Origin of the sequence: Pseudoalteromonas piscicida, from assembly GCF_002744175.1 — a bacterium.
GTDB lineage: Bacteria > Pseudomonadota > Gammaproteobacteria > Enterobacterales > Alteromonadaceae > Pseudoalteromonas > Pseudoalteromonas piscicida_B.
Genome location: NZ_NKHF01000025.1, coordinates 15,723 through 35,994, shown reverse-complemented (window position 1 = coordinate 35,994; position 20,272 = coordinate 15,723). Strand labels below are relative to the sequence as shown.

The window sequence follows — 20,272 nt, the reverse complement described above, 5'->3', positions numbered from 1 at the left end:
GCCAGCGCGCCCTCCTTCAAGACCTACAATTACTTGTCGTCTTTAACTTCTTCAAATTCAGCGTCAACTACGTCATCGTCTTTTTTTGCTGAATCTTGTTGGGCACCTGCATCACCGCCAGCTTGTTGAGCTTGCGCTTTTGCTTGAGCGATTTCCATAAGCTTTTGAGATTTCTCTGCTAGTGCTTGTGTCTTAGCATCGATTTCTTCTTTGCTGTCGCCCTTAATCGCCGTCTCTAGCTCGCCAAGCGCAGCTTCAATTGCTGTCTTGTCGTCAGCTGGAAGGTCGTCACCCGCTTCTTCTACTTGCTTGCGTGTAGCATGAACAAGTGCATCAGCTTGGTTACGAGCGCCAACTAGCTCTTCAAACTTTTTATCTTCTTCTGCGTTTGCTTCCGCATCACGTACCATTTTTTCAACTTCATCATCGCTTAGACCTGAAGAAGCTTGGATTGTGATTTTCTGCTCTTTACCTGTGTCTTTATCTTTCGCCGACACATGTAAGATACCGTCCGCATCCACATCAAAAGTTACTTCGATTTGTGGCACACCACGCTGCGCTGGGCGAATACCTTCTAGGTTAAATTGACCTAGTGATTTGTTATCGCTTGAACGCTTACGCTCACCTTGTAGTACGTGAATTGTTACTGCTGACTGATTGTCTTCTGCTGTTGAGAAAGTTTGTGACTTCTTAGTAGGAATAGTCGTGTTCTTCTCGATTAGCGCAGTCATTACTTGACCCATAGTCTCAATACCTAGAGATAGAGGACAAACGTCAAGTAGTAGAACGTCTTTCACGTCACCTGCAAGTACACCACCTTGAACTGCAGCACCTACTGCTACCGCTTCATCAGGGTTTACGTCTTTACGTGGCTCTTTACCAAAGAACTCTGCAACTTTCTTCTGTACTAGTGGCATACGTGTTTGACCACCAACTAGGATGATGTCATTCACGTCGCTTACAGAAAGGTCAGCATCAGCTAGCGCACGTTTTAGTGGCTCGATTGATTGCGCAACTAAGTCTTCAACTAGTGACTCTAGTTTTGCACGAGTTAGCTTCACGTTCATGTGCTTAGGACCTGTCGCGTCAGCAGTTACATAAGGTAGGTTCACCTCAGTTTGCTGTGCAGATGAAAGCTCAATTTTCGCTTTTTCTGCCGCTTCTTTAACACGCTGCATCGCTAGCGGGTCAGTTTTCAGGTCGATACCTTGGTCTTTCTTAAATTCAGCAACTAGGTAGTTGATAACACGGTTATCAAAGTCTTCACCACCTAAGTGAGTGTCACCGTTAGTCGCTAATACCTCAAAGGTGTGCTCGCCTTCAACTTCATCAATCTCGATGATTGAGATATCGAATGTACCACCACCTAAGTCATATACCGCAACAACGTTGTCACCTTGTTTTTTGTCCATGCCGTAAGCAAGTGCTGCAGCTGTTGGCTCGTTGATAATACGCTTAACTTCAAGACCTGCAATACGACCAGCATCTTTTGTTGCTTGACGCTGTGAATCGTTGAAATATGCAGGAACTGTGATAACTGCTTCAGTTACTGTTTCACCAAGGAAATCTTCAGCTGTTTTCTTCATTTTTTTAAGAACTTCAGCTGAGATCTGCGGTGCAGCTCTCTTTTCACCACGTACTTCAACCCATGCGTCGCCGTTGTCCGCTTTTACGATGTTGAAAGGCATGATGTTTAGGTCACGCTGTACTTCTTCATCTTCAAAACGACGACCAATTAGACGCTTGATCGCATAAAGTGTATTTTTAGGGTTAGTCACTGCCTGGCGTTTCGCTGGCTGACCTACTAGTGTTTCACCATCATCTGTAAATGCAATAACAGAAGGAGTAGTGCGGTCGCCCTCAGCATTTTCAATAACGCGCGGCTTGTCACCATCAAGTACCGCTACACAAGAGTTAGTAGTACCTAAATCGATTCCAATAATTTTACCCATGAATCATCTCCGACTTCAAAATTCGTTGTTCAGTTAGTTGTTTTGATAAATAAGGTCGCCAATTTGTAATTCAAGCGTCACAACGAAAAAAAATTGAAAAAAACTGAAATTTTTTTGCTTTGGGCACTTTTCGCTTAAAAAAACACCTCAAATTGCCTATTTTTCAATAAATCCGGTTTAAAATCTGACGCACTTTGATCTTGATTACCTGGTTAGACCAGTTATGCTAACGGTAATATAAATAATAATGAGAAAAGACAACATGACGTTTGATGAAATTATTCAGTCTGATTGCTTAACACAAGCAGAGGCACAAATGTGCTTTCCAGATAACTGGTGCCAAGGCCGCACTGCTTTTGGTGGTTTATCTGCGGCAATTGCGGTTCAAAGCATGAAACACCAGCTGCATGAGCCACGTAGATTGCTTTCGGTTAGCGTAAACTTTGTTGGCCCTTTGTTAGAAGGTACACCTTTCACCGTTTCTACCAGCATCCTACGTAGCGGTAAAAGTGCAACGCAGATGCAAACCCAGTTAATTCAGGCCGGGCAAGTGTGTTTAATTGCCATAGGTTGTTTTGGTAAAGACAGAGATTCTACGATTAAAGTCGCCAATAATGAATGCTCAAAGCTCAATGAAGTCAATCCAAACGCAATCTTGCCATATCAAGAAGGCGTAATGCCGGCATTTTTTCAACATGTCGCGTTAAACGCGCAGCAAGGTGCACTCCCCTTTTCCGGCGCGCCTTCTTCTAACTTAGGTGGTTGGATGCGGTTTAAAACCCAAGCAGAAAAAGTAACAGAATTGCATACATTAGCTTTGGCCGACGCTTGGCCGCCGACACTCCTGCAAATGTGTAAGGCGCCGAGTCCCGCAAGCAGTATGTCATGGTATATAGAATTTCTTTCAGATATTGCACTTGATGCCCAAACTTGGCTCGGATTTGAGGCGATTACGCACCACAGTCAAAATGGCTATGGTATTGAAGATGCAAAGATATGGTCTCAAGATGGCCAACTATTGGCACTCAGTCGTCAAACTGTCGCAGTATTTGATTAATATTGATAAATTTGGACACATCAAGCAAACTAACAACAAAGGAAATCAGCGGATTTTTATGTGATAACAGCTTGCCCCGAATGCGATACGCTAGTCACTATCGATTCTATCACGCCCCAAAAACGGGCGGTGTGCCCAAATTGTCGTTGTGTGCTTTGTCACGTCCAAGGCCATCACAATCAATTAATACAGGCTTTTAGCTTTTCGGCACTGCTGTTTTTGTGCGCCAGTTTATTTCCCGATTTTATATCCTACACCCAACATGGCATGACTCAAGTCGTCAGTCTGTGGCAAGCATTGGTATTACTTGCTGATCACTATAGTTTTTTTCTAGCCGGTTTATTTGCGTTTACTATTTTGTTGATGCCTGTAGCGGTTTGCTTTTTATTGTTCCTAGCCCACACTGAGTATTGGCAAGCTATCAACGCGCATAACGCCAGACACCTAGCTAAACTCCTTTCAGCTCTAAAGCCACTGAATCTGACGGACATCTTCTTAGTAGCCGTGTTGGTAAGTGCGTTTAAGCTAATGTCGTTTGCTGAGCTCGAAATGGGCTTAGGGTTTTGGGCATATATCTTGTTTGTGCTTTGCTTTATTGAAGCCCTATCACTTTTTGATCACGAGTATATGTGGCGTAATCAAACTCAATGCAATCAGCACTTAAGTGAACCAAGCGTATTATCAGCTGCACTGAAGCGCTGCAAAGTTTGTGGCTTTTTGGGTGAAGGTGAACAATGTCAGCGCTGTTATGCAAAGCTTAAATACCGAAAATCTCAGTCGGCACAAAAAAGCCTTGCTTGGATGCTTACCAGCGTTGTGTTGCTGGTCCCAGCTAATTTTCTTCCAATTATGGATACCATTAGTCTTGGCCTGCATACTCCGGCAACTATTTTTACGGGTGTTCAGGTTCTTTGGGAAGATGGCTCCTACCCTGTAGCAACGCTTATTTTTCTCGCTAGCATATGTATTCCTATCATAAAAGCGTTACTATTGAGCTACTTACTTATACGAGTCAAAATACCCAAGGAGCCGATTAGAGCGACAAAGGTGTATCGACTACTTGAATTTATTGGACGTTGGTCAATGATTGACGTTTTTGTTGTCATTATTTTGGTTTCTTTAGTACAACTAGGAACGGTACTGAATGTTGAACCAGAAATTGGCATCGTATTTTTTACATTAATGGTGCTTTGCCAAATCGCAGCCGTTAATAGTTTTGATCCAAGATTATTGTGGGATAAAAATAATCAATGACTACTCAAGCCGATATCGAAGACAAACCAAAGTTTTCAGTAATATGGATAATTCCTGTCATCGCGTTGCTCATTACTGGGTGGATGTTATATCAACATCAAGCCAATAAGGGTCACACCATTTTTATAAAGATGACCGATGCAGACGGAATTATTGCAGGTAAAACAGAAGTCCGAGTAAAAAGCGTTAAGGTTGGTTTAGTAGAATCTCTAAAGTTAGAACTCAATCAAAACGCGGTGGTCGCCAAAGTCAGGATCCTGCAACCATACCGAGATTTGCTGGCTGAAGACTCTTCATTTTGGGTTGTTAAACCTAGGATTGATGAATCAGGAATTTCAGGAATGAACACGCTACTGTCTGGCGTCTACATTGAGCTCTCTCCAGGAGAGGCAAACACCCGCTCGAGCATATTCACCTTAATGGATGAGCCCGCATTAATCGGTTCTGAGGTAGAAGGTAAACGGTATCAATTGGTGGCATCGGATGCTGAAGTGCTCGATGTCGGCTCAAGCATATTTTTTAGAAACTTTAAGATTGGTCAAATTGAGTCGGCTCATTTCAGCGTTGAAAGCTTAAAAATGGAGTACGGCATTTTTATCTACTCTCCCTATGACAAGCTTATCACAGACAATGCGATTTTTTGGATAAGCTCTGGCATTGACTTTAAATTATCAACCGAAGGTGTTGAGGTATCCACAGGTTCACTGGCAAAAATGATCAAAGGCGGTATCTCTGTAGACTACCCACCCTCTATGCCAAGTGGTAAGATCTCTACTGAAAACAAAACATATGCGCTGCACAAGAATTTTGCCATGGCTCTGGAGCGACGCTTTGATCACTTTGACTATTACCTCGTCGAGTTTGAACAATCTATTCGCGGATTAAAAGCGGGCGCACCGATCGAGTATCGAGGGATGAGAATAGGCACTATTGAGCAAGTACCAGCGACAGGTGTAAGCGACGATAGACCTTTGTATTTTCAACAAAACAATACTTCCGTCCCGGTACTCGTTAAAATAGAGTATGGTCGGATCTATGAAGATGCAGAACTTGCACAAAGCTACTGGACTGAGAACATAGACAAATGGATTAGTAATGGACTTAGAGCGTCACTAAAAAGTGGCAATTTGTTAACAGGTGCGGTATATATAGAGCTAGACTTTTATCCAAGTGCTGAGGTAGTAAGTTCTGAAAAGTCCACTATCTACCCAGTTTTACCCAGTGTATCCAGTGGGATCACAGCACTTTCTGAACAAGTCACTAGCTTATTAAACAAATTAAACGGGTTACCTCTTGAAACAACTGTTAAGGAATTAGGGGGGGCTCTTAAGCAACACAGGTTACTAGCAATGGAAATGAATCAACTCGTAGAATCGATCAATAATAATAAAATCACTGATAAAGTTGGTGGCAATTTAACCAGCCTAAAAGATACACTTAATCAGTTAACCTCGAGCTTAAAGCAGTTTGAACAAACCATGACACAGTATCAAAAAGGCTCTGGTGTAATGGACCAACTGAGCAACACGCTAGAAGAAATTGAAAGTTTGTCCAATCGTTTAAAGCCGGTCTCTAAAGGATTAAACGAGCAACCTAACATGCTGATTTTCAATAAAGAAAGTGAAGCAGATCCGCTACCAAGGAAAAACAAATGATCGTTCGTTTTGCCACTTTAGCGCTTTTATTGCTGTTGTCGGGCTGCGTCACTAACTCACCGCAGCCAATTAATTACTATCAATTGAATAAAGAACAAGTAGCAAAACAAACACAAGAAGTGGCAAACAGTGAGATTGTGCTTGTTGATAAAGTGCAATTAACCGAGTTGTTTAATCAACAGGCGTTAGTGCAGTTTCAACCAAATAACCAAGTGCATATTGCCAATTTTCATTTGTGGGCTCAGCCCCCCTCCGACATGCTAACCTGGAATTTGATTAATACAGTCAATGCCAAAAGCCGAACAACCGCGATAAAAAGCGATAAGTTTTATCGTAACAACCAAGCACATCAACGGCTTGTTGTTGAAGTCAACGAATTTGCCGGTCACTACGAAAAAGGCGCGATACTCAGCGGCACTTGGTACTTATATTCCTATCAAACAGGCAATTACCAATTGACAAAAGTACAGCCGTTTCACTTTGAGTCAGCGCTTGAGCAGGATGGCTTTAGTGCATTAGTGTCTGCACACCAGAAAAACTTTACCCAGTTAAGTACACAAATCGCTCAGCAATTATAACCGATATTCAAACGCTAACACCGGCTTATATTTATCATCTATGATGATTTTGCCAAGCCGGTTGAATCCGATTTTATTCAGCAACTTTACGCTAGAAGTATTGCTCTCTAATGTGATTGCTGTGAGTTTACTGTATTCGCCGCTACTTTTACTGTGCTCAATGAGCGCCTGAGCAGCTTCAAGGGCATAGCCTTTACCTGTAAACCGGTCTATAAATGCATAACCAAGATCTGGATAGTTAAGAAAAGCTCGCTGATAGAGTCCACATACGCCAATGCAGGTATTGCTACTGGCTTCTACCACTATATAAGGCGCAGGCGCACCAATTTGGTAAGGAATAAGGTAAGCATGTGCGATATGCTCTTGAGCCTGAGCATGAGTTTTTATTTCTTTATCCCTAATATTATCGATAAAGCTGCGTTGATTTAGCAAGCTCAGCATGAAACCTGCGTCATTTAAATCAGCTTTTCTCAAATAGACTCGTTTTCCCTCAGCAACAACCATTATGCCCCCTTCACGTTTTTGATGTTATACCACAGAGTCTATAGAAACAAAAAAGCTGGCAGAACAAGTCCAAACCAGCTTTTAAATAAACTTAAACGGCAGAGTTACGATTAGAAAATAATTTAGTCTAGTTGTTACGTAAAACGCAGCTTAATCTATTTGGATAATCACCCTTTATGGCTGAAGCTTAACCTGTTTGTACATTTGTTCCAAAGAGTCTATCTTGGTTTGCTTAGGAAGATCCGCAAACGGTTCAGATTGGAACTTAGCACCACGAAGCTGGATATTTAATCGCGCCGCATCTTGGTTCATCACGGTTTGTTGATAATAAGCTTTCACATCATCTAAAGTGACAACTTCTACTGCCGCGATCAGCTTCGCCTTTGAATCAAATGCCATATTTTCTTTGAACCAATCACCAAGCAGAGGCTGTAACTCCTCAGATAAATTCTTTGGCTCTTCAGTCAGTGACACCAGTACTGCGTTTTTCAGTTGCGCAAAGGTGGCTTGGTCTAGCGTTTCAAGCTCCTTAGCATATTCCAATTTGTAAGCATCAAATCGGGCTTGCATGCTTTTTGCGTCTTTTACCGGTGTCTGGATATAAAAGCCCAGCGCTGAATACTCGTCAATAGCCACACTGGTTGCACCAACCGCATACGCCAACTGCTCTTCTGTTCTTAACCGTTCAAATGCCGCGGTTCTAAGATGACCTTGAAGCACCATTGCAGCCGCCTTTTGCGCATAACCTTTTACAGGATGAACTGCGAAGTCAATCACAGCCACATCAGCAACATCAATGTCTTGTTGCCAAACCAGTGTTTGTTGCTGCTCTGGCTGCCAGTATTTAGCACGAGCGTATTCGGTAGTTTTCTGGCGTTTGGGCAAACTACTATCAAGCGTTTCGCGCAAGGTTTCTAGATCGGCTTTGTCATAGTTTCCGTATGCAAACACACGGATCTGGTTATTATTAAGCACCTGATTTTGAACCGCTTCTAAATCATCAACTGTCAATGACTTTGCCGTTGCAACCAAAGCTGAGTCATCATAACTGCCGGAGCGGATCAGCTTTTGATAAACACCAAATGCTTGTCTAAATGGAAACTCTTTAGCCTGATTTTGGATCCCACGCACGTAACGGTCAATCGCTTGCTCAAAAGCGCGCTGACTGGTGCTGACTCGAATGCCGGATAACGCATCTTTTAACAACAACGCTTGTTTATCAGTAAAGCCTGAGATATCTAACATCACACCATTGGCCGGCGTAAATCCTAAATTCATTCCAGCAACACTGGCTTCTGTCATCAGTTTGGCTTTATCCAATCGATACAGATCAGCCCATATCGCCAGTGCCACTTCTGTTTTGATATCTTTTAGTGGCTCGGGGTTGTTCACATAGATTTTTAAGCTGCCTTTAGGTTGCTCATAAAAGCGCTCGCTGGCGGCATGCCAAATCTTGACCCCTTCACTGTCAATCACCTTCTGCACGCCATTTTCGGCATCTCCAGCGGACGTTTTTAGGGCAAAATTCTCTGGTAACAAGGTATTGACACTCGGAAGTGCTAAGTCGAAGTTAGCCGCGTCTTTCCATTTATCAAAGTCGTCGCGTTTTAAGTCAACAACCTGATATTCACCATCATAAAAGTGTAGTTTTGCGTTGGTTGGCTCATCTTTACTAATATACCAAACTCGCATTTGTTCTGGTGTGAGTTGGTCTAACACCGCATTTACCGCTTCTGCATCAAACTGCGCATAGTAATAACCGGCATTAATCGCATGGTTTAAGGGGTAATGCTGCATACTATCAGCTAAGTTACTCACATAACCAAATTCATCGCCTTTTTCCAAGAACCTAAATTGATTATTTAGTGAAGTTTGAATTTCCTTAAAGTAGCGACTGTCTACACCTTTGCCTCGGATCATGTCGATATAATCCAACACGGTGCCCGTGATCAGTTCACGTTGCTTCATGCCCTCATCCGTTAACTGAATATCGATTTGCAGCGTACCGTAGTTACCATAGCTGTTAGGCGTTGCAAATGCACTTAATGAGGAAATCAACCCCTGCTCTTTCAATACTTGTGCAGGACTTCCCGCCATTTCATTACTTAACAAATAAGTGATGAAGTAATTCGGCTTCACCGCAAATTCTGTGGCATTGTTCTTGATTGTGAAATCAAGTTGTAGCGTTTTCACATCTTCGTTGGGTTTATAGTGAACGAGCTTTTTGCCGACATTATCAAAGTTCAACGCTTGTTTGACTGTTGGCTTTTCAATGTTTTTGTTTTTAATCGAAGTGAAATGTTTTTTGGCTTTAGCTACCATCTGCTCTATTGGCTCATTTGAGATCATGGCCAACTTCATGATGTTAGAGGAATAATATTTATTGTAAAAGTCTACGGTTTCTTGATGTAGTTTACTCTCAGGCTTATCACCTAAGGTTTCAAGGTTACCGATCAGGAAGCGGTTAGCAGGGTGCGCCCCCATCATGTTTCTCGCCAATTTAAATTGCCGAAGAAGTCCATCTCTCTGCGCATCGACCATTCTGCGTTAACCGCATTTTTTTCTTTCTCGGTATACTCGGGATACAATTTAGGTGATTTGAAGAAGTCGGAAAATCTGTCTAATGCTTCATCATAGGCGTCATTATTCACTTTGAACATATAGTTGGTAATATCTAGCCAAGTGTAAGCGTTATGCGCCCCGCCATTTTTGGTCATAAAGTCTGAGTACCCTTTGCTGTCTGGGTATTTCTCAGTACCTAGAAATAGCATATGCTCAAGATAATGTGCCATGCCTTGTTGAGACATAGGGTCGTGCAGTAGGCCGACACCAACACTCAGCGCCGCAGCAGATTTTGATACAGATGGATCTGAGACTAAAATCACCTCGATACCATTTTCTAAGGTCAAAGTTTGGTATTGTCTATCATCATTAGGACTGACGACGAGTTGGTCGGATAGTAAGTTTTGTGAAGCGTCAGGATGTATAAGTGAAGAAGTGCTATTACACCCAGTCAAAACGGCTAAGGTAAGCGCACTAATTGCGAATAGCTTTTTCATAGAACAATCCATTATTGTGATAAATGCTTTTTTGAATCACACTATCATCGTCATTCCAAAGCCATTTTTCAATATTGGAAATTTTTGTTTTGTAACACTTCGTAAATTGAGGAGCTTATGCCACTATCTATTTATTTATTACTTACCGCGCTATTTGTACAAACCCTACTGACCTTAGTTGTTATGGTTATCATGGGTAAACGGCGTTTTCGTGCTGCTAGAAACAAACAAATACAATTCGACCAATTTAAAACAATGCAACTTGATAGCGCGCCCGAAGACGTGATTTTGGCATCACGTAACTTCACTAACCAATTTGAAATACCAGTGCTATTTTTTGTGGTATCGCTCGCAGCGCTCTCCCTTAAACTAGTCACTCTGTGGTTTAGTGTATTTGCCATCCTGTTTGTTTTGAGTCGAATAGCCCATACAATGGTACATATCGGTCAAAATCATCTGAGAACACGCTTTCGCCTTTACCTGCTGGGCTGCGCTTTTATTGTCGCACAATGGCTGACCCTACTGTTAACACTTATATAACCAAAAATTATAGAAAAGCCACCTATTTTAGCTAATTGTTCTTTAAACTCTGAGCCAGTTTGTTAGCATAGCGGTGGTTAAAAGAACAACAGGGGCACAATGATGAAGAAGGATAATAGCATCTGCGATTTTGGACTTCATGCCGGAGAACCATATTCATCGCTACCAGCAAGCTTTTTAAATTGGATGGTTGAGATTGGCCACGAAAAATGCGAGTTTGCCAAGTCGGAACTTAACAGAAGAATTTCTGCTGTAGCCGAAAGTACCAGAAAATATAACGATTTTGAGTGTTAGCACTATTAAAATAAATTTAATGATCTAAAATACGCGCATAATTTACCAACCGAAGTCTGAATTATGCGCAATTTACTTATTCTTTCAACGGCGCTGTTTTTATCAGCTTGCCAACTCTCCTCAAATGAGCCGCAATCAGCAGAATACTTAACCGTATTACATACTAACGATAACCATGGTCGCTTTTGGCAAAATGAAAAAGGCGAATATGGAATGGCCGCCAGAAAAACCCTAATCGACCGTTTAAAAGCTGATGCTGAACGTTCTGGTCATGCAGTTATATTACTCTCTGGGGGTGATATTAATACCGGGGTTCCAGAATCGGATCTACAGTTCGCTGAACCAGATTTTAAAGGCATGAAGCGGCTTGGCTATGACGCCATGGCCATTGGCAACCATGAATTCGACAACACCAGAGACATACTGGATAAGCAGATAAAGTGGGCAAGTTTTCCAATACTTTCTGCTAATATTATCGACAATAACACCCAGTCACCAGCCTATACCCCGTATACCATAATCAACCGCGCTGGACTCAAAATAGCCGTGCTTGGCTTAACCACAGTGGATACTGTAAAAATAGCAAACCCAAAACACGTTGCAGGATTAACATTTGTTGAGCCACTTGTGGCAACACAGCGCTGGGCCCCTCAAATTAAAGCTAAATACAATCCAGATGTGATGATAGCGGTAACACACATGGGTCATTATCATGATGCAGTTCATGGTATCAACGCTCCAGGAGATGTTACGCTAGCACGTCAGTTGACACCAGGAACACTTGATTTAATCGTAGGTGGGCACTCACAGGAACCCGTTTGTGTTGATGAAAGTGGTAAGGCAGACACAAGTTTTGCGCCTGGAAAGTCATGTAAGCCGGATAATCAAAATGGTACTTGGATCATGCAAGCCCATGAATGGGGCAAATATGTCGGAAAAGCCGTATTTAAAATTGATGGTAATAGCAAGACGCTAGTGAGTTACGACTTAATCCCTGTCAACCTCAAAGATAAATCGGGTAACTTGGTCAATGAATATATTCAAGAAGACCCTAAAATGCTCGCTTTTTTAAAGCCATTTCAAGATAAAGGCCAAGCTCAGATAGCGGGTGCAGTTGGTCATGTTGACAGCTTTCTCGATGGCCGTCGTGGTACAGTAAGATTTAAACAAAGTAACCTTGCTGACTTAATCATCAATGCACAAATGACGGCGGTAGAGGCAGACTTTGGCATTATTAGCGGTGGTGGGATAAGAGATAGTATTGAGCAAGGCGATATCAGTTATAAGGATGTTTTGAAAGTACACCCTTTCAAAAACCGCATTACTTACATCGACTGGAAGGCTGGTGATCTCATCAACTATCTAAATACTGTGGCTAACTTCCCGCCAGACTCGGGGGCATATATGCAGTACCATCACCTATCATTCGATGTGATCCACGGCAAAGTCGAAAATGTAAAAATCGCAGGTAAGCCGTTGCAACGAGATAAAACATACCGTATGAGTATTAATAGCTACAATGCTTCAGGTGGTGACGGTTACCCTAAGATAAACCATTTGCCTGAGTATACAGCTACTGACTTTACAGATGCTCAAGTACTTAAAGACTACATCCAGAAAAACAGCCCTATTCGTGCTGTAAACCTGTAGCTTTTATGATTAAAGCGGTGTTTCAGCACCGCTTCACCACTCTTTATTTCCCGATCACGTCAATATCCGTTTTCTTCACACCATTTAACCCATAGCTATGCAATTTTGAACGCGATCCCTCACCATGGGCTTTTGGTGGATAAAATATGCTCTTTTTTTCAGGGTAAGCTCCTAGTACCTCATCTAAAGCAGCACGAATTTCGCTTAATGTTTTCTCTAGGCTGTTAGTGAAGTTTGGTCGCTTTCTAATTGTATGGCCAAGCTCAACTAAGCGATAAAAATATTTATCGGCTAGCTCTAACAATGCCTCTGGCATCACTTTATTCTGATTTAGAACGGTATCAGGATTTGCATCACAAAACTCTATAAGTGCGAGGTAAAAACACAGAGGCTTGTTAGCAAGCTGCACACTCACCTCTTTATTACGATTTGTTGTGACCGTCTTGGAATATAGATCGATTACCAATTTGAATTCGGGCAACGCCGCTGGGATATCTACCGCTTTGGCTTTGGCTTCAATGGTTTTTCTCGTTGTCCAAGTAAATAAAGTTACGCCCATCAGTGCCATGATTAAGGGCAGTAAAAAAGTAAACATGGGTTTTGAATCATCAACGGATACGGCAACATAAAAATTTCGGTGTGGGGCTGACAGCGTTACTAGTTCACTTTTTTCCCCTTGTCCGGCACCCGAAGTATTAATATCTAATACCGTCAGTCGGGCATTTTGCGCTTCGAGCGCTACGTTTAACGCATTAATATATTCTCTAAGTTCTGGCTCATTGCCTGCGTAGTGTAAAAATGGGTCAGCAACTGGTAACCTATTTATATCAATGGCAACTCTTAAGGCTACCGCTTCTTTTTGCTGCTCTACAACATTATCTGTTTCAACACTTTGAGCGATGTAAAAAGTGCAGCTGAAAAGCAGCCATAATCCTAAAAAAACGGAAATATTACGTTTACTAAATTCCATTTTCATTTCCAACAAAACGATATGGCAGCGATTCACATTGCCAATACTTATCTACTTTATCAAAGTAACTGGATGTTCTTAATTGTGCTACTTGGTTAATGACTCCCTGCATTGCACAGGCAAGATCCGTGTTTTTGTTGTTCATTTTTAAATACCACTTACTACCACTAACATTATTTGCTATTGGTGTAATGTAATTTTTAGAAAACCGCGTTTCGTCTTCTTCTGACCAATAAGAAGCTATAATATCTACTTCTCCAGCCGCTAAGCGCTCACGAAGCGCTTGATGTGAACTCAGGTAGACAATGTCAAGCGCATTGATATCTATATCTAGATCTTTAAAAGCACTCTTAGGCAAAATATGCCCGGAACGACTAGTTGGGTAATCTAGTAACCCTATTCTTTTATCGAGAAAGTAGGATTTAGATAAGGTTGGCTTTTCAGTATTGGAGATAAAAAATGCGGAGTAAGAAGGATAACCTATCACTGGCTTATAGCTGTGGGTAGACTCAGCCATCAAGGCAGACATAATGTTATCTTTAGTAAGGATCAGATCAGCAATCCCTTTTGCTAAAAATTCTATTTGCTCAGCAAGGCTTCCACCCCAGTAAACTTTAACCTCACCATACTGCTTGGTTACTACTTCGTTTTCACACATTCTAACCAATACATCTAACGCTAGGCTTTTCACTGGCACATGAATTTTTAGAGTGTTGATATTAGACACTGAGCGTGTTTTGCAAGTATTTGAATACTGAACTACAGGCTCGAGAATGAGAGGCTTAGTCGATACCAATCGAGCCCCAAGGAACCAGCACAATAATGCGCCTATAAACAACAAAGATACAATTGTTGATTTACTAGTCAAAACGTTACTATGTATCACTATTTGGAATAACCTACGCTTTCTTAACCGCTATTACATCAATTTTCTTTACTTATTACAATAAGTAATTTTACTAGAAAGCCATAAGCAACTGAATTTAAAGCTTTATTAATAAGAAATTATGAATCTTATTGAGTCCTTTTATTTTGTTGAAAAATGCGGACAATTGGCCTCACTTTTTGGTCGGGAAGATTGTTCCCTTTTCTACAAGAGATACAAATGTTACGTAAAAGCATGTCATTACTTTTAGCAGTAGGTATGACGTTAACGGCTTCACATGCCCAAGCTTGGGGTCAAAATGGTCACAGAATTATCGGTGAATTAGCTGATGGACATATCACCGACCAAACCCGCCTTGCTATTCAACCTCTATTAGAAGGTGATTCATTAGCTGAGGTATCGACATGGGCCGATGAAATGCGTTCTGATCCAAGCACTTTTTGGCGGAAGCAATCATCGAAGTGGCATTATATTAATATCGATAACCCCGAAGCCATGCACGAACATGTTCACTCTGATCTCAACGACAAAGAAAAAGTTAAAAATATCCTAGACGGGATCTACTACTCCATTAATACCCTCCAGTCTCAAAGCAAGTCCATCGACGAAAAACGCTTCGCACTACGCTTTCTAGTCCATTTAGTTGGCGACAGTCATCAACCTTTTCATGCAGGCCGTGGTAAAGACCGAGGCGGTAATATGATTAAGGTAAAGTTTTTCGGCAGCGATACTAACCTACATAGCACTTGGGACTCTAAGTTAATCGAAAACGAAAACCTCTCTTTTACTGAGTTTACCCGCTTTATTCAAACCTCAAATAATGAAGTTATTGCGGAATATTTAGACAGCACTCCAGCAGATTGGTTAGTCGAGTCAAATAATATTGCTGAAAAAGTTTATAACAGCAATGAAACTGACATAAGTTACGGGTACATTTATAAATATATGCCAACCATTAAATTTAGATTACAACAAGGCGGCATAAGATTGGCAGGTTTATTAAATCAGATTTTTGATCCAAATTCTAAACCGCTGGTTTCTTCATTGAAGCCGGCTAATAAAACGACAGTTAACCATTAGTTTAAAATAACCTACTAACACGGGAAACAACATAATGAAAATCCAACTTCGCAAAAATGCACTTACGCTTGCTATTGCTGCAAGCATTGGCATGAGTGGCATGGCGGTTGCGGCAGATACATCTTCGTCTATCAAAGGACAGATCGTGGGGCCTCAAGGTAATCCAGCTGCAGATACAAAGATTATCATCGTTCACGAGCCGACAGGTACACGCCGCGTTGTTACAACGAATGATACTGGTACGTACAACGCATCAGGTCTTCGTGTAGGTGGCCCTTACTCTATCACCATCGATTCTAAAAAATTCCGTGACGCTGAATTGCGTAACGTTTATCTATCTCTAGGTGAAGCACAAAAGATTGACCAGCAGCTAACTGAGCTGCAAATGGAATCAATCGTAGTAACTGGCTCTCCAGTGCTATTCAACTCATCTGCAAACGACACTTACTATGGCGCTGAAACAATAAAAAATACGCCAAGTATCAACCGTGATATCAAAGATGTTGTAAGAAACAATCCTTTAGTTGTGATTCAACCGGGTAATGACAGTGCAATGTCAATTGCAGGTTCTAACCCGCGCACAAACTCGATAACTGTTGACGGTATTCCACTAAACGATGACTTCGGCCTTAACTCTGGTGGCTACCCAACACAGCGTAACCCATTCCCTCTTGATGCACTAGATCAAGTAACAGTTCAAGTAGCACCAACAAATGCTAAATCAAGTGGCTTTACTGGTGGTAACGTTGATGCGGTGTTTAAGTCTGGTACAAACGAAATCACTGGTAGCGTTTTCTACGAGAAAATGACGGATAGCTGGGCGGGCACTCCAAAGAATGAAGGTGATGAAGTACCTTTAGAGTTTGAAGAAGAAAACTATGGTTTCTCTCTCGGTGCCCCAATTATCGAGAATAAATTGTTCTTCTTCGGTGCATATGAAAAATATGAATCACCGCAGTCTATTGAATGGGGCCCTGCGGGCTCAGGTATTGGTGCGAACGAAACTAACATCACACAAAACGATTTAGCAGAAGTACGCAAAATTGCTTCTGAAGTATATGGTGTTGATAATATCGGTAATGCCGATACACAACCACAATTAGAAGATGAAAAATACATCATCAAACTAGATTGGAATATCAACGATTACCATCGTGCCAACTTCGTTTATATGTTTAACGAAGGTAACCGCACCAACAATATGACTCAACGAGCAAGTGAATTACGACTAAGTACTCACTGGTATAATAAGTCAGAAAAACTAAATAACTTTAGTTCAACATTATACTCTGACTGGACTGATGATTTTTCAACCCAAATCAGTATTACGAGCAAATCTGTTGAAACCGGCCAAGTTTCACTTAATAGTGGATTAGGCTTAGGTGACATTAATATTTCAAACATTGATGTAGATGGTGATGGAACTAAAGGCGACATCAGCTTCGGTTCAGATGAAAGCCGCCACTCAAACTCGCTAGAAAATGACCTAACAACGTTTAAGTTTGATGGTACATATCTACTTGATGAACACACACTTGAGTTTGGTATCAAGTATGACATTTTAGATGTTGAAAACCTTTACCTTGATGGCTCTAAAGGTGTTATCGAGTTTGATAGCCTAGCAGACTTTGCAGCCCGTCAAGTAAAAGACTACTCATACTCAAATGGTGTGGGAAATGATCCAAGCAAAGTTGCGGCAGCATTCAAGCGTAAAGACCTTGCGATTTATGTAAATGACCGTTGGGACTTCAGCGATGAACTAGCATTCAGCTTTGGTCTTCGTTACGAGCGTCTAGGCTCTGATGACGAACCAGCTTTCAACGAAGAATTGTTTGAAAGCACAGGTTACGACAACACATATAACTTAGATGGTGCTGATATCTGGTTGCCACGTGCAGGCTTCACTTATTACATGAATGAAGATGTGACTATTCGTGGTAGCGTTGGCCGTTACGCTGGTGGTAACCCTAACGTTTGGATTTCAAACTCTTATTCAAATGATGGTATTAGTCGTCAAGACTTTGGTAAAGGCGACTTCGTTGCACCAAATAATATCCTAAACAACATTTTGCCTGAAGCTGTTGAAGGTATTAATCAAGCGAGCAATGGCTCAGTTTCAAACTTTATCGACCCGAACTTTGATATCCCATCACAATGGACATACATGTTAAATGCCGATGTGACACTTGATATCCCGTACATTGGTGATGGATTTGCTTGGACAACTACGGCAATCTTCACAGACAAAGAAAACACTGCTGAGTGGGTAAATGCAAGGCTTCTTAACGGTGCAAACCGTCTTGATAAAGCAGTTAACTCGACGATAGATGGTGAACTACCTTTCTATGACACGTCAGAATTGGACATCATGCTAACAAATGCAGACAAAAATGGTCGTTCAATAATTCTTAGTACTGGTCTTTCTAAAAACTGGGATAATGGCTTTAAGTTTGACATGTCTTACACTCATCAAGACATCACAGAAGGTAACCCAGGAGGCTCGTCAACAGCGCGTAGTAACTACCGTTACGGTCACTTCTTAAATCACCAAGAGACCCAAATTGGTACTTCTACTTATGAAACTGAACACCGTTTTGTATTGAATCTTGGTTACTCAACAGAGTTTATTGAGAATTATAAAACTAATTTCAATCTATTCTTTGAGCGCCGCTCTGGTTCACCGTACAGCCACACTACTAGATGGACAAGCCTAGTTGAAGGAGTCAGATATTTCAACGAAGACCTAATTCAACCTACAGGATATGGTGCAGCAAGAGGGGGTAACTATTTAGCATACGTTCCTACTGCAAACGATCCAAATGTTCTTCGCTATGAAGGTGTTACTGAAGCTGAAGTGTTAGCTCACTACGAAGAGCTGGGCTTGAGTGGTTATGCTGGTGGCTTTGTGGACCGTAGCGCAGGTAGTGCACCATGGACAACATCGATGGATTTATATATCTCTCAAGAACTTCCGGGCTTTACAAAAGATCACAAGGGCGAGGTTTATTTCGTAGTCAATAACTTACTAAACCTAATAGATTCTTCAGCAGGTAAAGTATACGTTCAAGACTACGGTACAAACCGCGTTATTGAAATGGATATCGACCAGGCGACTGGTAAATACATTATCGGTGAGACCTCTTTCGATAAGAGTAAATTTGAAGCGGAAGACTCAACATACCGTATCAAAATCGGTGTACGTTACAACTTCTAAGTTTTTACACGAGGGGAAGAATGGTTCTTCCCCTTTTTTCATAAAAGGAAAATTTGAAATGAAACTTAAGTTAATCTCCCTAGCAATTCTAGCAACTTCTTCATTGGCAAACGCGGCTGGGTATGATAGTGAATATGTCGGAGAAAAAACGATTAATATTCAATCTACTAATCAAGCGCAATTCATGGACAATATACTAGACAAAATTGAAAAAGGCGCGAAAAAGAAAATCGCATCCCTCTTGCTTAATGCAATCTTTGGTAGCTCAGGTCCAAATTATGCTACCTTATCTCAAGAGTCACTGCAGCAGATTGAGAATATAGTAAATAGCTCAATTTTAGAAGCCGATGTGAGGCGTGCTCTTGCGGATCTTGATTCTCTAGATGATGGTATAACTTTTTACAACTCTCTACTTACAAGTGGTAGCGAAGACTTCTTTTATTTGACTGGTCTAGATAACGAGGCAAGAGACTTAATAAATGAATATATTTTCAAACAGGCTGGCAACGAAGACTTCTTTTTGTTGACAGGAAGTTATGCAACTGTTGTAACTCTAGCAATGGCAATAAAAACGGAGCTATACCTAAAAGGTCGTATCAGTCAAAGTACCTTAAAGAGCTATGCAGGCCAGTATAAGAAAAAATTACAAGTTTTAGTTAACGAAGCTACTTCTCATGTTCATTCTAAAGTGTATGGAAATTTAGTCCCTGACGATGGTTTTGAATCACGAGCTGTCATTTATGACCTATTTGAAAGTTCGCAACCAGATTATGTTTCTGTTCCACCTAGTCGAGAAGGCTTAGAAGAGTTATATGATAGAATCGATAACAGGAGAGAATATTATATCTCAAATATTGTGGGCGAAGCGCGAAGTGTACTTGCCACGTTAGATAGAGTAGAAAACAATTAGCTTTACTTTTAAAGTATCAAATATCTGCACTTAATTAGTTAACCTCTCATTGGTCAACACTGGTTGACCTTTTTACAGTAAAGCTATGGCTGCTTACGACAACAGGAATATGCAGAAATAAACGATACAGTCAGAAAACTAGCGTTTCACTCAACCTTACTTTGAAGCGTCATTAACAGCCCAATAAAATTTTCTTTCTGCTCATCGCTAAAGCAACTAAGTAGCTCAGTTTCCCATGCCAATGCAAGCGGCGTTAACATTTGATAAAGCACTCTTCCTTGTTCTGTCACTGCAATAGTTTTTGCACGTTTATCACTTGGACTCACTAACATCTCAATCAACTCTCGGTCTTGTAACTGCTTAATTGCTCTTGAAACGGTTGATTTATCCATGCTTGCCAATTCGCAAATCTGCTTAGCGGTGACTCCATCTTGCTGTATTGCATGAGATAATACTCGCCACTGCGGCTGGGTTAGTTCACCTGCTTGCGCATAAACATGTGCAAAGTCATTGCTCACTTTTGTTGACAGCGAAACAAGCTGATATGGAAAAAAATCGTTTATATTCAGCAGCTTTTCATCTTTCTGAGACATCAACACTTACCTTTCACTGTAATCTAATCTTTACAGGTACATTCAACTGGGAACGTTGAAAATACTCTCACATGAG

15 protein-coding genes and 1 pseudogene are annotated in these 20,272 nt (G+C 41.2%); 10 read left to right on the top strand and 6 right to left on the bottom strand.

Annotation, left to right across the window (positions count from 1 at the left end; all coding sequences use genetic code 11):
* Positions 1-29 precede the first annotated feature (29 nt).
* Complete coding sequence (gene dnaK, locus CEX98_RS05550) at positions 30-1,952, bottom strand: molecular chaperone DnaK (protein WP_099641120.1); 1,923 nt, start codon at positions 1,950-1,952, stop codon at positions 30-32.
* A gap of 262 nt (positions 1,953-2,214) precedes the next feature.
* Here dnaK and CEX98_RS05545 point away from each other — a divergent pair, with 262 nt between their 5' ends.
* From CEX98_RS05545 to CEX98_RS05530, 4 genes are read left to right on the top strand one after another with little or no spacing between them, the layout of a single operon-like run.
* The gene (locus tag CEX98_RS05545) at positions 2,215-3,009 is read left to right on the top strand and encodes a thioesterase family protein (protein WP_099641119.1); all 795 of its coding nucleotides are present in this window, start codon (positions 2,215-2,217) and stop codon (positions 3,007-3,009) included.
* A 60-nt stretch (positions 3,010-3,069) separates the two neighbouring features.
* Positions 3,070-4,263, top strand: coding sequence for a PqiA/YebS family transporter subunit (locus CEX98_RS05540; RefSeq protein WP_099641118.1), 1,194 nt, complete (start codon positions 3,070-3,072; stop codon positions 4,261-4,263).
* A complete protein-coding gene (gene pqiB / locus CEX98_RS05535; RefSeq protein WP_099641117.1) occupies positions 4,260-5,918 on the top strand; it encodes an intermembrane transport protein PqiB in 1,659 nt (552 codons plus the stop codon). Before CEX98_RS05540 ends, pqiB begins: the two co-directional genes overlap by 4 nt.
* Positions 5,915-6,496: a PqiC family protein gene (locus CEX98_RS05530; RefSeq protein WP_099641116.1), complete on the top strand. Its 582-nt coding sequence runs from the start codon at positions 5,915-5,917 to the stop codon at positions 6,494-6,496. The genes pqiB and CEX98_RS05530 overlap by 4 nt, the downstream gene beginning before the upstream one ends.
* Here CEX98_RS05530 and CEX98_RS05525 read toward each other — a convergent pair.
* Entirely contained in the window at positions 6,491-7,000 is a 510-nt protein-coding gene (locus tag CEX98_RS05525; protein ID WP_099641115.1) for a GNAT family N-acetyltransferase, read from the bottom strand. The genes CEX98_RS05530 and CEX98_RS05525 overlap by 6 nt on opposite strands.
* Positions 7,001-7,174: 174 nt before the next feature.
* Positions 7,175-10,059, bottom strand: a pseudogene (locus tag CEX98_RS05520) (insulinase family protein).
* Positions 10,060-10,176: 117 nt separating this feature from the next.
* Here CEX98_RS05520 and CEX98_RS05515 point away from each other — a divergent pair.
* The 3 genes from CEX98_RS05515 (at position 10,177) to ushA (ending at position 12,543) form a co-directional block, all read left to right on the top strand.
* A complete protein-coding gene (locus CEX98_RS05515; RefSeq protein WP_099641114.1) occupies positions 10,177-10,599 on the top strand; it encodes an MAPEG family protein in 423 nt (140 codons plus the stop codon).
* Between the two features lie 102 nt (positions 10,600-10,701).
* On the top strand, positions 10,702-10,893 hold the full coding sequence (locus CEX98_RS23235; RefSeq protein ID WP_099641113.1) for a hypothetical protein: 192 nt from the start codon (positions 10,702-10,704) through the stop codon (positions 10,891-10,893).
* A gap of 63 nt (positions 10,894-10,956) precedes the next feature.
* On the top strand, positions 10,957-12,543 hold the full coding sequence (ushA, locus tag CEX98_RS05505) for a bifunctional UDP-sugar hydrolase/5'-nucleotidase UshA (RefSeq protein ID WP_099641112.1): 1,587 nt from the start codon (positions 10,957-10,959) through the stop codon (positions 12,541-12,543).
* Between the two features lie 43 nt (positions 12,544-12,586).
* Here ushA and CEX98_RS05500 read toward each other — a convergent pair whose 3' ends face one another.
* Positions 12,587-13,513, bottom strand: a complete 927-nt coding sequence (locus CEX98_RS05500) for a hypothetical protein (RefSeq protein WP_099641111.1) — start codon at positions 13,511-13,513, stop codon at positions 12,587-12,589.
* A complete protein-coding gene (locus CEX98_RS05495; protein WP_242441636.1) occupies positions 13,503-14,240 on the bottom strand; it encodes a PhnD/SsuA/transferrin family substrate-binding protein in 738 nt (245 codons plus the stop codon). Before CEX98_RS05495 ends, CEX98_RS05500 begins: the two co-directional genes overlap by 11 nt.
* A 378-nt stretch (positions 14,241-14,618) precedes the next feature.
* Between CEX98_RS05495 and CEX98_RS05490 the strand changes: the two genes are divergently transcribed.
* Genes CEX98_RS05490 through CEX98_RS05480 form a run of 3 tightly spaced genes read left to right on the top strand, consistent with a single transcriptional unit; the run spans position 14,619 to position 19,603 of the window.
* Positions 14,619-15,479 carry a S1/P1 nuclease gene (locus CEX98_RS05490; protein ID WP_099641109.1) on the top strand — a complete coding sequence of 287 codons (861 nt, stop codon included), beginning with the start codon at positions 14,619-14,621 and terminating at the stop codon, positions 15,477-15,479.
* 34 nt (positions 15,480-15,513) lie between these two features.
* Positions 15,514-18,693 (top strand): TonB-dependent receptor, encoded by a 3,180-nt coding sequence (locus tag CEX98_RS05485; RefSeq protein WP_099641108.1) that lies wholly within the window; start codon positions 15,514-15,516, stop codon positions 18,691-18,693.
* A 58-nt stretch (positions 18,694-18,751) separates the two neighbouring features.
* A complete protein-coding gene (locus tag CEX98_RS05480; protein ID WP_099641107.1) occupies positions 18,752-19,603 on the top strand; it encodes a hypothetical protein in 852 nt (283 codons plus the stop codon).
* A 146-nt stretch (positions 19,604-19,749) separates the two neighbouring features.
* On the opposite strand, the gene CEX98_RS05475 is transcribed toward CEX98_RS05480, so the two are convergent.
* Complete coding sequence (locus CEX98_RS05475) at positions 19,750-20,196, bottom strand: MarR family winged helix-turn-helix transcriptional regulator (RefSeq protein ID WP_099641106.1); 447 nt, start codon at positions 20,194-20,196, stop codon at positions 19,750-19,752.
* Positions 20,197-20,272 lie beyond the last annotated feature (76 nt).

Bases quoted from the DNA above. Each gene is read 5' to 3' on its own strand.
- dnaK (WP_099641120.1), bottom strand. From the start codon at position 1,952: ATGGGTAAAATTATTGGAATCGATTTAGGTACTACTAACTCTTGTGTA.
- CEX98_RS05545 (WP_099641119.1), top strand. From the start codon at position 2,215: ATGACGTTTGATGAAATTATTCAGTCTGATTGCTTAACACAAGCAGAG.
- pqiB (WP_099641117.1), top strand. From the start codon at position 4,260: ATGACTACTCAAGCCGATATCGAAGACAAACCAAAGTTTTCAGTAATA.
- CEX98_RS05530 (WP_099641116.1), top strand. From the start codon at position 5,915: ATGATCGTTCGTTTTGCCACTTTAGCGCTTTTATTGCTGTTGTCGGGC.
- CEX98_RS05525 (WP_099641115.1), bottom strand. From the start codon at position 7,000: ATGGTTGTTGCTGAGGGAAAACGAGTCTATTTGAGAAAAGCTGATTTA.
- CEX98_RS05515 (WP_099641114.1), top strand. From the start codon at position 10,177: ATGCCACTATCTATTTATTTATTACTTACCGCGCTATTTGTACAAACC.
- CEX98_RS23235 (WP_099641113.1), top strand. From the start codon at position 10,702: ATGAAGAAGGATAATAGCATCTGCGATTTTGGACTTCATGCCGGAGAA.
- ushA (WP_099641112.1), top strand. From the start codon at position 10,957: ATGCGCAATTTACTTATTCTTTCAACGGCGCTGTTTTTATCAGCTTGC.
- CEX98_RS05500 (WP_099641111.1), bottom strand. From the start codon at position 13,513: ATGGAATTTAGTAAACGTAATATTTCCGTTTTTTTAGGATTATGGCTG.
- CEX98_RS05490 (WP_099641109.1), top strand. From the start codon at position 14,619: ATGTTACGTAAAAGCATGTCATTACTTTTAGCAGTAGGTATGACGTTA.
- CEX98_RS05485 (WP_099641108.1), top strand. From the start codon at position 15,514: ATGAAAATCCAACTTCGCAAAAATGCACTTACGCTTGCTATTGCTGCA.
- CEX98_RS05480 (WP_099641107.1), top strand. From the start codon at position 18,752: ATGAAACTTAAGTTAATCTCCCTAGCAATTCTAGCAACTTCTTCATTG.
- CEX98_RS05475 (WP_099641106.1), bottom strand. From the start codon at position 20,196: ATGTCTCAGAAAGATGAAAAGCTGCTGAATATAAACGATTTTTTTCCA.